16 protein-coding genes are annotated in these 12,997 nt (G+C 58.8%); 5 read left to right on the plus strand and 11 right to left on the minus strand.

From position 1 onward, the window contains the following. Positions 1 to 10 precede the first annotated feature (10 nt). Positions 11 to 457, minus strand: coding sequence for a LexA family transcriptional regulator (locus tag DNK89_RS02005; RefSeq protein WP_110958689.1), 447 nt, complete (start codon positions 455 to 457; stop codon positions 11 to 13). 36 nt (positions 458 to 493) lie between these two features. Here DNK89_RS02005 and DNK89_RS02010 point away from each other — a divergent pair, with 36 nt between their 5' ends. Together DNK89_RS02010 and DNK89_RS24145 are read left to right on the plus strand one after the other, a co-directional pair. Continuing rightward, entirely contained in the window at positions 494 to 1,192 is a 699-nt protein-coding gene (locus DNK89_RS02010; protein ID WP_110958690.1) for an SOS response-associated peptidase, read from the plus strand. Between the two features lie 210 nt (positions 1,193 to 1,402). Next, positions 1,403 to 1,624 (plus strand): hypothetical protein, encoded by a 222-nt coding sequence (locus tag DNK89_RS24145; protein WP_153064232.1) that lies wholly within the window; start codon positions 1,403 to 1,405, stop codon positions 1,622 to 1,624. A gap of 136 nt (positions 1,625 to 1,760) precedes the next feature. On the opposite strand, the gene DNK89_RS02015 is transcribed toward DNK89_RS24145, so the two are convergent. Then, entirely contained in the window at positions 1,761 to 2,063 is a 303-nt protein-coding gene (locus tag DNK89_RS02015) for a helix-turn-helix domain-containing protein (protein ID WP_110958691.1), read from the minus strand. A gap of 77 nt (positions 2,064 to 2,140) precedes the next feature. On the opposite strand from DNK89_RS02015, the gene DNK89_RS02020 reads away from it, so the two are divergent. After that, positions 2,141 to 2,566: a hypothetical protein gene (locus DNK89_RS02020; protein ID WP_110958692.1), complete on the plus strand. Its 426-nt coding sequence runs from the start codon at positions 2,141 to 2,143 to the stop codon at positions 2,564 to 2,566. A 39-nt stretch (positions 2,567 to 2,605) separates the two neighbouring features. Here the strand turns inward: DNK89_RS02020 and DNK89_RS24150 are convergent, their stop codons facing one another. From DNK89_RS24150 to DNK89_RS02065, 9 genes are all read right to left on the minus strand, one after another. Then, positions 2,606 to 3,058, minus strand: coding sequence for a hypothetical protein (locus DNK89_RS24150; RefSeq protein ID WP_153064233.1), 453 nt, complete (start codon positions 3,056 to 3,058; stop codon positions 2,606 to 2,608). Beyond that, positions 3,048 to 5,384 carry a hypothetical protein gene (locus DNK89_RS02030; protein ID WP_153064234.1) on the minus strand — a complete coding sequence of 779 codons (2,337 nt, stop codon included), beginning with the start codon at positions 5,382 to 5,384 and terminating at the stop codon, positions 3,048 to 3,050. Before DNK89_RS02030 ends, DNK89_RS24150 begins: the two co-directional genes overlap by 11 nt. Beyond that, complete coding sequence (locus DNK89_RS02035; protein WP_153064235.1) at positions 5,371 to 6,879, minus strand: site-specific integrase; 1,509 nt, start codon at positions 6,877 to 6,879, stop codon at positions 5,371 to 5,373. The genes DNK89_RS02030 and DNK89_RS02035 overlap by 14 nt, the downstream gene beginning before the upstream one ends. Beyond that, on the minus strand, positions 6,876 to 7,958 hold the full coding sequence (locus DNK89_RS02040; protein ID WP_161958920.1) for a site-specific integrase: 1,083 nt from the start codon (positions 7,956 to 7,958) through the stop codon (positions 6,876 to 6,878). Before DNK89_RS02040 ends, DNK89_RS02035 begins: the two co-directional genes overlap by 4 nt. Positions 7,959 to 8,239: 281 nt before the next feature. Continuing rightward, positions 8,240 to 9,979, minus strand: a complete 1,740-nt coding sequence (locus DNK89_RS02045; protein ID WP_110958697.1) for a SulP family inorganic anion transporter — start codon at positions 9,977 to 9,979, stop codon at positions 8,240 to 8,242. A 16-nt stretch (positions 9,980 to 9,995) separates the two neighbouring features. Next, positions 9,996 to 10,352 carry a TIGR01244 family sulfur transferase gene (locus DNK89_RS02050; RefSeq protein ID WP_110958698.1) on the minus strand — a complete coding sequence of 119 codons (357 nt, stop codon included), beginning with the start codon at positions 10,350 to 10,352 and terminating at the stop codon, positions 9,996 to 9,998. 1 nt (position 10,353) lies between these two features. Then, positions 10,354 to 10,803: a YeeE/YedE family protein gene (locus DNK89_RS02055; RefSeq protein WP_015014119.1), complete on the minus strand. Its 450-nt coding sequence runs from the start codon at positions 10,801 to 10,803 to the stop codon at positions 10,354 to 10,356. Positions 10,804 to 10,835: 32 nt separating this feature from the next. Beyond that, positions 10,836 to 11,267, minus strand: a complete 432-nt coding sequence (locus tag DNK89_RS02060; protein ID WP_110958699.1) for a YeeE/YedE family protein — start codon at positions 11,265 to 11,267, stop codon at positions 10,836 to 10,838. Beyond that, positions 11,261 to 11,596 (minus strand): helix-turn-helix transcriptional regulator, encoded by a 336-nt coding sequence (locus DNK89_RS02065; protein WP_060984746.1) that lies wholly within the window; start codon positions 11,594 to 11,596, stop codon positions 11,261 to 11,263. The genes DNK89_RS02060 and DNK89_RS02065 overlap by 7 nt, the downstream gene beginning before the upstream one ends. A 100-nt stretch (positions 11,597 to 11,696) precedes the next feature. Here DNK89_RS02065 and DNK89_RS02070 point away from each other — a divergent pair, with 100 nt between their 5' ends. After that, positions 11,697 to 12,557, plus strand: a complete 861-nt coding sequence (locus DNK89_RS02070; protein WP_110958700.1) for an MBL fold metallo-hydrolase — start codon at positions 11,697 to 11,699, stop codon at positions 12,555 to 12,557. Between the two features lie 46 nt (positions 12,558 to 12,603). Next, positions 12,604 to 12,984: a rhodanese-like domain-containing protein gene (locus DNK89_RS02075; RefSeq protein WP_108498613.1), complete on the plus strand. Its 381-nt coding sequence runs from the start codon at positions 12,604 to 12,606 to the stop codon at positions 12,982 to 12,984. Positions 12,985 to 12,997 lie beyond the last annotated feature (13 nt).

The raw sequence follows: 12,997 nt of genomic DNA on the forward strand, positions 1-12,997 counted from the left end.
GTCCATCAGATCAGGTGAGAAACAGCTTCACGCACCCACTCACCACGCCCCACACCTCAATGGTCTGGCTGTCGCGGGGGATGATGTCGGGATAGGTGGGGTTGGCGGCGCGCAGCTTGATGCGGCCGGCGCGCTGGTACAGATACTTCACAGTGCATTCGCCGTCCACAATGGCCACGACGATGCTGTTGTGCTTGGGCTTGATCGCACGGTCCACGGCGATGATGCTGCCGTCCTCTATGCCCGCGTCGCGCATCGAATCGCCCCGCACGCGCCAGAAGTAGGTGGCCTGGGGGTGCTTTACCAGCAGCTGCATGATGTCCAGCCGCTCCACCACGAAGTCATCGGCAGGCGATGGAAACCCCGCGCGCACGCTCACCCCGCATAGAGGCAAGGCCAGTGACTGCGCCGCCGTGTCGTACGGCACAGGTAGCGGGGAATTCCAAATACTGTACATATTTACAGTATAGCTCCCTGCTGCCAGAATGTTGCCATGTGTACCTACTACGAGGTCCCGGGCCGTGAGCAGCTGGTGCTGCACTTCGGTGACGTGCCCGAGGAAGAATGGCGCGACAAGATGAGCCCGCTCTACCGTGGGCCGTTCCTGTGGGCCAAGGGCGGGGCAGGGCGCGAGCTGGTGGTGGGCCAGTGGGGCATGATCCCGCCGCACTCTAAAACACACATCCCCACCGGCAAGGACGGCAAACGCATGAGCACCGTCAACGCCCGCCGCGAAGGCATGGCCAAGTCATGGACCTACGGCGGCCCTTGGCGCAAGGGACAGCGCTGCATCATCCCGGCGCAGCGGTACGTCGAACCCTACTGGGGCATCGGCAAGCACATCCCCTGGCAGTTCGAGCGCGCCGATGGCGAGCCCTGGGGCCTGGCGGGCCTGTGGAGCGAGTGGACCGACCCGGCCACGGGCGAGGTGCTACCCAGCTACTCCATGATCACGCAGAACTGCGACGACGTGCCGGTGCTAAATCTGATGCACCGGCCTGACCCCAAGCGCGCGCCCGACAAGCAGGATAAGCGCACGGTGGTGCCGCTGGAAAAGGGGGATTGGGATAGCTGGCTGCGCGGCACTATCGAACAGGCCGAGGCGCTGATCAAGGCTCCGCCGCTGAAGCTGTTTGTGCACCGGGCAAAGGATCCGACGCAACATCTGGAACTACCCGTTGGGCTTGTATGAGGTGTTTAAACGGGTGAACGCCCGGAAACGAAAAAACCGGCTTGCGCCGGCTTTTCCCCCGAGCAGCAGGTGGTCGAGCCACACAGCCATCACGGGGCAGTTGTTGCTAAAGATGTACCACATCAGCATCCTGCTTCCGTTGCAGTTTGGCCATTGCGCCTGCCGTTGAACCGCCTTTCCGCTTGCCATACCATCGGGGAAAGGCGCTGCATGACTACCACTCCTCAATTCGACAGCTACTTCTTTGGCGATGATCTCCTGACGGATGCACGTCGGGGCGTTGCCGAAGCCGTTGCGCAAACCCGTGCTGCGGGACTAAAGGTCGAAGGCTACGCAAGCCATCTCGAGCGACCTGATGCGGAAATAGGATCGTTGGGCACCCAGCCAAAGACGCACAACAAACCGGTTCTAGATGGCTCAGAGCAAGTTTGAGCGAGTCCACCAAACGGCGACGCTCAGCACTTCTTGAACTCCCCGTTTATTTCATTGAGCGAGGTTCTCCTCGCAGGGGGATGCCGAGCGGGCCACATCGAATTTCTTCCAACGGCAGCGTAGGGACGAGCGACCCTCACTTATTGAAATTCAACACCGAATTGACTTCAGCCATGATCGCTTCCATGAACCTTGGGGACAAGTCGGAGCTGCCACCGTTGGCGTAGCTCAGGATAAGGAGGGTCAGCGGATGCAATTCGAGCACGCCGGCGAGATCGTCCACTTTGTTCAAGGTCGGGCTCTTGAGGCCACGTTCCAAACTGCTTACATAGGTACGGCTCGATACAAGGCCAAAGTCTTCTTGAGAAAGGCCGCGTGAGTTTCGAGCGTTCCGCAGTCCCGCCGCGAAGTTATTCCTGTTGGGATGGATGTGTTTCATCCACTCCGATTAATTCGCCATGAAACCTATGGGACTACAATCTATAGGGTTCATTTTGAGACTTCGGGACAATAAAAATGCGCGCACCCACCGGCATAAGCCGGCTCGAAATGTTCAAGGCCGAGGTGACCGACAATGGCGCGGAAGCATGCCTCCCTCATGCACTGAGTACCCGTTGGCTTAGTGAGTTGGCTCAATCGACGGGATCGATGTTGGAGGGTAATGCAGCCGATTCTGAGGGTGATCTCGCGCTCGCTGCTGTTCTTAGCATCCTCGAGGCAAAGGGGTATATGGACCAGTTCCTTCAATCCAGCGAAGACGTCCAAGCAAAAATACTTGCCGACTATGAGTTAGAGCTTGCTCTAGAGCTGATGCACAGATGTACTGACATACGCTACGAAGCAGCGACACTTGAAACTATCTTCACCAATCGAGAATTGGTCACATGGCGCCACGGGGATACGCATGAAGCCGACCTTAGTGATCTACCCCGCGTGGGTTGACGCCCTGACGGCAACTGTAGAAGAGGGCGGGATCCTGTCCTACTGATCGTTGCCCACGAAGGTTGGCGAGAGCGAGCCTTCACGGGCAAGCCGGTCTCGAATATCCGCATATTGCTTATAGAAGCGCTGAAGCTTGGCTGTCCCACCGATCTCTGCCACAGCGTGAATCATGGCAAGGTGGCTGGCTATACGAGCAGCTTCATTCGACTCGAGTTCGCGTACGCGCTCCAGCGCTTGCCCGAGCTTGTCAGCTGCGACTGCGGTCCCAGATTTTTGTACCTGACCAAGTACCTTGCGCAGCTGTTTTTGCCGGGCTTGGTACTGCTCCAGCAACTGTCTTCGTTCCGGATGGCGGGTGATGCCAGAGGCATCTCGGATTGAGGTGTGAAGACGGGTGACGGCTCTGGCCGTCACATCTTCATTGCGGGATAGCAAGCCCTCCAAAACACTGATCAGCTCGGTGTGAGACGGGTCGAGAGTCCTACGTGCCACTAAGAACGCTCCTTCCTGATGGGGACTTTGACAGGTCAACACCGTCGGGAAAAACCTGACTACCTGGTGCAGTGGAGAGAAGCCTCTCCACTCCCTCTAACCGAACCTTTGCATGAGCAATCTGATTGTCACGTCCTACGGTACTGGCGGGACGGGCCTGTGCGGCCTCCATTGCAATCTTGAGTTTGCCGTGTAAGGCAAGAAGGTTTCGTCGGTTTGCAGGAAGGTCGGTCGCCGAAAGGTGAAGGCAGCCGGAGAAACACTCAAGATGTTTGGGGCAAGGGTCAACCGTAAACGAGTTCAGGCAGTGCCCATACGGTGTCGAATGGAAGCCATCGGCTTCCGCCGCAAGAAAGAGGAGGGCGGGCTCATCGCCTTCCTCCTGCAGTATGCGTTTGAACTCTCGGACGATAGGCCCTTGGGCACGACCTGCCTGGATCATCTTGGCGACTGTCGCAGCTTTGGAGTCTCCCAAAAATTCCTCCCAGGCGCCAGGCAGTTCAAGCTGATCCATTTCCTCGGCTAGGCTGCGGTGATCGTATTCGTAGCTTTGGGCAACGCTGCGGCGGTTGAACCTCTTGGTGATGATGGTGTCGGCGATGCCGAGCCTGAAGAGTTCTGAGTTCTGTAGGTGTCGAAATGAATGCGTCTTGAGCTTGAGTTGGCGATCTTCCTCGCTTCGACCGTAGACCTGGAAGAGCGAAAAGCGGTCGGTGCGGCTTTCATCGCCCAGGGCAGCCTGGAGAAGCGCTTCATCAGCCACCCCGACAGAGAAAGTCATCGCTGGATGAAGGATGGTATCGCCGCGCCCTGCACCCACTGCGCGCTTTGGCAAAAGGAATAGCATTTCCCATGGAGCGAGCTTCGTGCCGTTGTCCAACGTAAAAGGGGAGAGATCTGAGACTTTGGTAGGCACTGAGTTGTAGATGAACGACTCGACATCAGATATCCGCAGAAACTTATTCTGCACTCCACGCCCCGTAGCGGGATAGCCGATGCCATCTCTGAGAACAAGACCTGAGGCTCTGTTCTCCTGCGAAAAGTACCGGCTCACAGCAGCCGACAGTACGGTCTCCTTCCGTATCGAAGACGCAAGCTCTTGTAGATCCGACAAGTCCCACGACTGTCGATAACGCTCAACGCACTCCCGGACAGCGTACGAAGGCTTACCGGCCCACATTGGGTTTCCGGTGAGTCGGACGTACATTTCGACTGCGTTAACCAGTTGATCAGGCCGGTACATAGGAAAAAGGCGCCCTGTCTCATACTGTGCTTTCAGCGTGGCTCGCAAGGGGCTTGTCCAAGTCGCGACTTGTGCGAGAGTGCGTTCGAAATCATCGCGAAATAGATCAGGGACAAATTGCGTGGTTTCGTAGAGCGACTGAGTACCTTGCTTTTCTGCGAAGTGCCGGACCATCAAGGCCTCGCTGATACCCCCACTTTCGCCCGCGGGGCGTCCCTGCGTGTCCAGGTAAGTCCTTACGCGCCTCCAATCAAGGGGCAGTAGCGCGACCTCACCGACACGCATGCCTGTGAACAACAGCACTTTGACCATGGCAAAGCGGATCGCGTCGTTCAAGGTCTTTGGCTTCTCCGTGAACACTATGCGAACCAACTCCCAAAACGCCCTCTGCTCTGGCAGCTTTTGCTCAGCTTTGCGCTCTGAAAGAGTCCTGGCCAATCTGTCGTGCGTCAGATAGAACTTCGAGTGCTTCTCTTTCTGTTGTCTTGTGCGCTTGACTAAGCCCATCAAAGGGCAGGCATCGGCTAAGTGCAGTCGGTCCACCACCGTGCTCATAATTGCTTGAAGAACGATGGACGTCCCTTTGGCCGGCTGGCGCGCGTCTGCCAACTCGCAAGTCAGCTGCAAATCTTCAACGGTCACTTGCCAAGGCTCTTTGTCAGCAATAGCAGCTAAAAAACGAATCGCCAAGGAAGCAGCCGTGACGAACGGAATACTCTTTTTTCGGACAAGCAGGTATTCAAGCACCACAGCTTTCAGGAAGTCCTGCCACTCGGAAGAGATAGGACCGTCCGGACGCCGCGGCGTATCAGGAATGCGGGCAGCAATGTCGGAAAGTCCAGCGGGGTACAGGCTGAAGGTACGTAGAGCGGCAGTCCTCGGGCGCCCGTCCTTGGTAATTTCACGTAGATCCCAAGCCGTGCCAGGCAGGGCAATACCTCTGTCATCTAAAGGTATTACCCACGTAATTCCGTTCTGTGCTGCCAGCTCTTTCATCGCCCCAACGAAGGAGTCAAAGTTGTTGTTTCGTTCTAAGTCGGGAAGCGCACGATGCTCAAGTGAATAAGCCTTACTTCCCATCATTGCCCTCCAATTGATGGATAACGCCTTTTACTTCCTCGATAGCTTGACGAAGCTGCAGGTACGCTGGGGATTTCTCATCGCCTTCACCCGCGGTTCGGAATTTGTTCACAACACTCCGGAAGTCCTTTAGGACTTGTTCGTGAAGTGCAAGGTCTCGCACCGGCATAAACTTCGTGCAGCCATAGCAGGCAGTTACAGGGTTGTAAGGACATGAGGGCTGGCCGGTCTTGCAACCACCGATACCGGCTATTGGAATGCCATGAGGCACGCCTGCAATTTGCTGCTCCCCCTTGAGGTGCGCAAGCTCTTCATCAGAAATGAATCGATGGTCAGCAATTTTGGCTAGGGTTTGGAAAGTTTCGGATAGACCCAGCGCCTTGTTGACCAATTCAGCTTGGTTTGCTGAGGCTCGGAAGTACACAAGACCGGTCGTGAGCCTGGTATGTCCAAGCGCTGCCGCAACTTCTTCTTGGCTGGCACCCGCGTCCACCATGCGCTGGACCATCGAGTGACGTAGATCGTATGCAACTCTTCCCCGGCCGGGCAATATGACGTCTAGCTTTGAGATGAGCGAGGCACTGAGTGCCATTCGATTCTGAAACCCGAAGAAGTAGGCCGAACTGGGTGCATCGGACAGAAGCCCGTAGGTTGCAACTAACAAAGGCGCCCACTCCCGTTTGACCTTACGCAGCAGTGGAAGACGCGAAGCCTGGACGTCCTGTTGTTTAAGCGTTCGAAAGGTGAGGTAAACCGAGGGCAAGCCGCTTTCCTTGCTGACCCGAATTTCGCAGTCACGCTTGCGCAAAGTTCCCAGCTGCTTTGGACGCATACCGAACTGATACGAGCAGACTACTAGGGCCGCAATCCGAATGTCTGACCCAACCAGGGTCGTGACTGAGGCCGCTGCCTGGTCGATCCAGCGAACCAGCGCTACCTCCTCCTCGATTTCTAGGAAGCAATCTCCGGACCGCACCGCAGCGTAGACGTCTTTATGAGGAGACGGCAGCGTTGACACAAGTGCTTGATACCGGTGAGCCCAAGACCCGAAACCTACCAAGCAAAAAAAAGAGATGAATCGCTTGAAAACATTTATTGATTCGTAAGGCAAATCTGTAGTCAATGCCGGCCACTTTGCGCGCAACGCGACGGGTTCTGAGACCGCTGCGACTACAAGGGAGCTCTCAGGAATAACGCGTAAGCCCTTGTAGTAAGTGGCAACCGTAGCGGGCGCATAGTCCACAAGCGAGGTCAGCAGGAAAAGGCGAATCAGCGGCCGTACGCGCTCTCCGAAGGCCGCGAAATTCAGCATAACGTGACCCCCCGCATCGGCCAGCTCCACGCGTGAATGGGCCTCGTCGGTGTTCACAGAACACATTTTTTCGGAGTAATCATCCTCATAAACGATTACACGTGGGGGCAATGGAAGCCGAGCCACTTCTGCAGAGAAGTACTCATCCGAGCTCCACTGAGAGAGCGTGTGTGGCAAATTACTCATTGGGGCAAGCTCCGGAGTAGGGCAAGTCGGTCGTCGAGTTTGTCGTTCCAACTCTCGTTCAACTGTTCATCCAGTGCTGCTTTTGCGTAGTGGAGGGGCATGGTTGATCCCTTGGACCAGCCAAAAAAGCTCCGAAGATTCATCATCGCTTTGTCGGTGGGAACGTCAGCCGCTTGCATTTGGCGCATGCGAACCACCGCGCAGGTGTGTCGTAAAGAGTGAGGTCGCAGTCTGTCAGACCCGGTGAAGTCCAAGAGCTCAGCGCGTGCTCGGGCTGACAGCGCCTCTGTAAGCGGGTCAAATCCCTTGTTCACGGCGGCGAGCGAAAGCGGTAAACCCCGGACACTGCTCAGAAAGAACCCGTGGTCGACCCGACCCCTGTAGTTTTCAGAATACGTCTGGAACACTTCTGCGGTCTGGCGTGCGACCGGAATCGTGCGAATGGAAGCCTGTGTCTTGATGCCGGGGGCGTTTGCACGCGGGTCCTCTTCAGTTTCAACATTTCTGACCGAAAGCCTGAAGCTCAAGTCTCGCGTGCGCGGATGCCTCTCTGCTTTCAAGAAATCAGCAGGCAGTAACAGCGCCTCACCTCGTCGCAGTCCTTGAAAAAGCATGAGCGACACGACCGCAAGCATCCGCCACTGGGTCGCTTCCGACCGATAAGGATTAGTCGGGGACCCAGGTTGAAGAGCGTCTAAAAGCTCAGATACCACGCTTCGCGGTAGCGCTTTAGGCCTGAAGGTTTTCTTCGGTCGGTACGGGCGCAAACCCAAATAGAGGTTGTCTAAATGATTGACGCGGCCCATGACGGCCTCAAGCGGGTTGGCCTTGGCGGGGTTTTTTTCGAGCCGCATCAAGGTGTCTCTCACGAAGTGAAAGGCGGTGTTCCAACGGTTCAGAGTCGAGCCGTTAGGGTGCGGAACGTTTCGAAGCTTGACAAAGAAGGACTCCAGCAAGCTGCCGAGCGTGACCAAGTCCATGGCGCTCAGTGCATCGTCAAGATTCTGACCATGCTCTTCGACGTGCACGTACAACGCATTGATATGCGCCAGCTTCTGACCCAATGTTGAAGGAGCCAAGTCTGCTTCCCTAAACATTGACCACACGCTTGCCCAGAACCTGGGCATTGAAGCATCGTCAACCAGCGCTGGTCCAAGAGGAGTCTGTTTTATTAGCATCTAAAGCAACACGTTTACTACATAGTACGCGAACGATGTTGCGTTTCGGGGCTCGATAGAACAACACGCTCCAATAGTAGTCTTTTTAGATACGATGTATATTATGTAAAATATCAAATCTGCTTTCCAAGGGGCCTCTGCAGATCGGTGCTCCGTTTCAACGTCCCCCATTCCTCGCTGCACTAGATAGCCGCCGCCGGATCCCCGTACCGCGCCACCATGCTGCCAGCCCGCCTTGCGAATTCAAACGCAGCATGGGTACTCAAAAAGATCCGTCCCTCCAGCCGCTGGCCAAGTTCTGTGCCCCGCAAACGGTCAAGCACGGGTCCTTTCACCTCGGACAGCAATAACGCCGCCCCTCGCTGGGCCAGGCTCCGCTCCAGATCGGTCAGTACGCCCAATGCAGTCGTGTCGATCTGGTTGATGGCTGAGCACACCAGAAGCACGTGGCGCGTATCCGGTTGAGCGGCTACCAATTCCTCCACACGGTCCAGCAAAGCGTCCGAATTGGCGAAATACAGGCTTTCATCCACACGCACCGCAATCAGGCCGGACTCTGTGGTCACCGAGTGACGGGTCACGTTGCGAAAGTGCTCCGTGCCTGGCACGCGCCCCACCACCGCAATGTGCGGATGGCTGCTGCGCCACACCAATGTGCCGAGCGACAACGCCACTCCCATCAAAATGCCGACTTCCACGCCAAAAGCGACCACACCTCCTGCAGTGGCCAGCAAGGCCATGGCGTCGGCCTTGTCGTAGTGCCAGGCCTCGCGCAGTGTCTCCACATCGATCAGGGACACGACTGCCACGATGATGGTGGCTGCCAGCACGGCATGGGGAAGATAGTGAAACAGCCCCGTCAGTGCGGCAATCACCACACCCATCAGCACTGCAGAAATGACACCTGCCAGAGGCGTATTGGCCCCGGCCGCAAAATTGACGACCGAGCGCGCAAAGCCGCCCGTGACGGGGAAACCACCCGATAGTGCACTGGCAACGTTGGCAGCCCCCAGGCCCAGGAGTTCCCGGTTGGGCTGAATGCGCTGCTGACGCTTGAGCGCCAGCGATTGTGCCACCGACACGCTTTCCACAAAGCCCACCAGCGAGATCAACAGCGCAGGCAACCACAGCGAGCCCACAGATGCCATCGAAACCGCCGGCAACCCGAGCTGCGGCAGGCCTTGGGGAACCGTGCCCACAATGCTGACCCCCGCCGTCTGGTCCCAGCGCATGGCGGCGACCAAGGCGGTGGACACCATCACAGCGAGCATGGGCGCCAGCTTGGATGCGATATCCGCCAGGCGCGGACTGGCACCCAGGCGAACCAGCCATGGGGACAAGGACTTTCGCGCCAGCACCAGAAACAACACGCTGCCCGCACCAATCCCCAGCGTGACGAGGTTGGTCCCAGGCGCGGCGTGGATCAGCTGAACCACGGTATCAAAGACATCGGCGCCGCCCGCCTTCACGCCCAGCAGGTGCTTGATCTGCCCCACAGCAATGAGCACAGCCGAGCCAGAGATAAAACCGCTGATGACCGGATGGCTCAGAAAATGGGCCAGAAAACCCAGTCGCAAGACCCCAAACAGCAGCAACATGCCCCCGGACAGCAGCGACAGCAGCATGGCCAGCGACACGTAGGCGGGCGAACCAGCGGCGGCCAGGGGCTGCAGGGCGCTCGCCGTCATGAGCGAAGCCACTGCCACCGGGCCCACGGCCAGCGTCATGCTGGACCCCAGCGCGGCATAGGCAATGATCGGCAGGATGCTGGCGTACAAGCCCACCTCGGGTGGCAAGCCCGCCAGCAGCGCGTAGGCCAGGCTCTGCGGGATCAGCATCACTGTCACGATCACGCCGGCGACCATGTCGCCGGAGAGCCAGGACTTCTGGTAGTTGCGCACCCAGCCGGGGATGAAGTTCATGAGGGTTCCCGGGTGATCAGGACGCTTCGGCGTCCAAGTCCTGCGCCAGCCCAAACAGCTGTGCAGACCGGGCGCCTGAACGGCAAAACGCCAACAGGGGCTTGGGGGCAGCGATCAAGACCTTGTGCATGGCCTGCACCTGTTCTGGCGTGATGGAGCCACTGACCACGGGCAGATACACATACTGCAGCCCGGCCACTGTGGCAGCGCGCTCCATTTCAGGGCTGGTGGGCTGTGCGCCCCCCCCCTCCCCGTCCGGCCGGTTGTTGATGATGGTCTTGAAGCCCTGCTGGGCCAAAGAGGCAAAGTCCGTGGTGGCCAGCTGCGGCGACACAGCGAAGTCAGGGGTCAGGGCAATGATCTGCAGCGGCATATCAGCGGCCTCCGGTCTGTGTGGTTGGGGTACCGTGGGACATGCGCTCGGCCAGTTCAAACAGCCACATGCCCGCCAGCATGGCGATCACAAACACGATGGCTTTGGGCTGGCCCGCACCCGCCGAAACGATGGCTGGCCCCGGGCAAAACCCGGCGATGCCCCAGCCCGCGCCAAAGATGAGGCTTCCGACCACCAGACGGCGATCAATGTCGCGCGACGTGGGCAGGTGCATGGCGCCGCCCAGGAAACTGGTGGTCCGCTTCTTGGCCACGGCGAAGGCAAAGACGCCCACCGCAATGGCTCCGCCCATCACAAACGCCAGCGATGGGTCCCACAAGCCGGCCAGATCCAGAAAGCCCAGCACCTTGCCCGGGTCGGTCATGCCCGACACGATCAGGCCCAGTCCAAAGATCAGGCCCACCACAAACTCCGAAATACGATTTTTCATAGCGATCAAAGCTCCGATGAATGGGGATGCGTTCAGGCCAGCACGTGCCGGATGAGGAAGACGGTGACGAACCCTGCCCCCATGAAGGCTAGGGTGGCCACCAGGGACCGGGGCGACATGCGCGAGAGTCCGCACACGCCGTGGCCACTGGTGCAGCCCGATCCGTAACGGGTGCCGACACCCACCAGCAGGCCGGCGATCACCACCATGCCCCAGGTCGCATCAATGCGCGGCTGCGTGGGGCCGACCACCAGCCAGTAAAGGCCAGGCGCCACCAACATGCCCAGCACAAAAGCCAGGCGCCAGCCCATGTCGCCCGCGCGGGGGCGCAGCAGCCCTCCCACAATGCCGCTGATGCCCAGGATGCGCCCGTTGAGCAGCACAAAAAGCGCCGAGGCAAGGCCCAGCAAAACGCCACCGGCCAGGGCAGCCCAAGGGGTGAAATGGGTCCAATCGATCAGCATGGTTTGCTCTCCTGCGCAGGGCCACAAAATTGTTCAAACAGAACGTTCATCACCGCCAGGGCCTGGGGGCTGGCGATCTCGTAATAGATGTTTTTGCCTTCGCGGCGGGTGTTGACGAGGCCCTCCTCGCGCAATACGCCCAGCTGCTGCGACAAGGTGGGCTGGGAGATGCCGACCAACTCCTCCAGCTCGCCCACCCGCTTTTCGCCCTGCGTCAGCTGGCACAGCAGCAGCAGGCGGTCGGGATTGGACAAAACCTTCATCAAGCGGCAAGCGCTGTCGGCAGACCTGCGCAAGGCTTCCAGGTCCATTTGTGCTTCTGCGTGCATGGTGGCGCTCTCCTTTTCAAATTCGATGTTGATATTCTATTGACTAACAATCTATCTGTCAATAAACTATCAACATCGAAATTAAATACGGAGCCCTTCGATGAAACCCCAGATAGAAGCCTTCTTTGATGACGCCACCTGGACGGTGAGCTATGTGGTGTTCGATCAGCCTGGCGGCCACTGCGCGGTGGTGGATTCGGTGCTGGACTACGACCCGAAGTCGGGCCGCACCCGCACACGGTCTGCCGACAAGATCATCGCGTTTGTGCAAGGTCAGGGATTGACGGTGCAATGGATTCTGGAAACCCATGCCCACGCAGACCATTTGTCGGCAGCACATTACCTTCGCGACAAGCTGGGCGGAAAGATCGCCATTGGCGCGTCCATCACGCAGGTGCAGGACGTGTTCAAGAAGGTCTTTCATCTGGAGCCCGAGTTCCGTCCGGATGGCAGCCAGTTCGACCAGCTGCTGCACGACAACGAGGTGTTCCACATCGGCCAGCTGCAGGCCCAGGCGCTGGCAGTGCCCGGCCATACCCCCGCATGTATGGCGTACCAAGTCGGTGACGCCGTGTTTGTGGGCGACACCCTGTTCATGCCCGACGTGGGCACAGCGCGCTGCGACTTCCCCGGCGGCAATGCCCACACGCTGTACCAATCGGTGCGCAAATTGCTCAGTCTGCCGGCGGAAACCCGCCTGTTCATGTGCCACGACTACCCCCCGGCAGGGCGCGCCGTGGCGTGGCAAACCACCGTTGCCGACCAGCGGGCCAAGAACATCCATGTGCACGACGGAGTGAGCGAAGAGGCCTTTGTAGCGCTGCGCACCCAGCGCGACGCGACGCTGGAGATGCCCGTGCTGATCCTGCCCTCGGTGCAGGTCAACATCCGTGCGGGGGAAATGCCGCCGCCGGAAGCCAACGGCGTGACCTATCTCAAGATTCCCGTCAACGCGCTGTGACACGCTGCCGCATCCGCACCACCCTACCCACCGCAGGAACGCTGACATGAAAACAGCCCACGATCTCGTCACCGCCGCCAAGGCCCTGGTACAGGAGGTCCCACTGGACCAGGCAGACGAAGCCATCCGCACCGCCGACGTGCTGATCGATGTGCGAGAGGCGGACGAATACCAGGCAGGACACATCCCGGGCGCGATTCACGCATCGCGCGGGGTGCTGGAGTTCCGCCTCAGCAGCACACCCGAACTCAGCGCGCGTGACCTCAAGGTGGTGCTGTACTGCAAGACCAGCGGCCGGGCCGCACTGGCCGCGCGCGCCATGCACGACATGGGCTATCTGCAGGTGCAGTCCATCGCCGGCGGCTTTGACGCCTGGGTGGCTGCAGGCAAGCCTGTCGCGGCGCCTGCGTCCCCCTCATTCGACTGACCGGGCAGCGAGC

The organism is Acidovorax sp. ST3, from assembly GCF_003231145.1.
GTDB lineage: Bacteria > Pseudomonadota > Gammaproteobacteria > Burkholderiales > Burkholderiaceae_C > Acidovorax.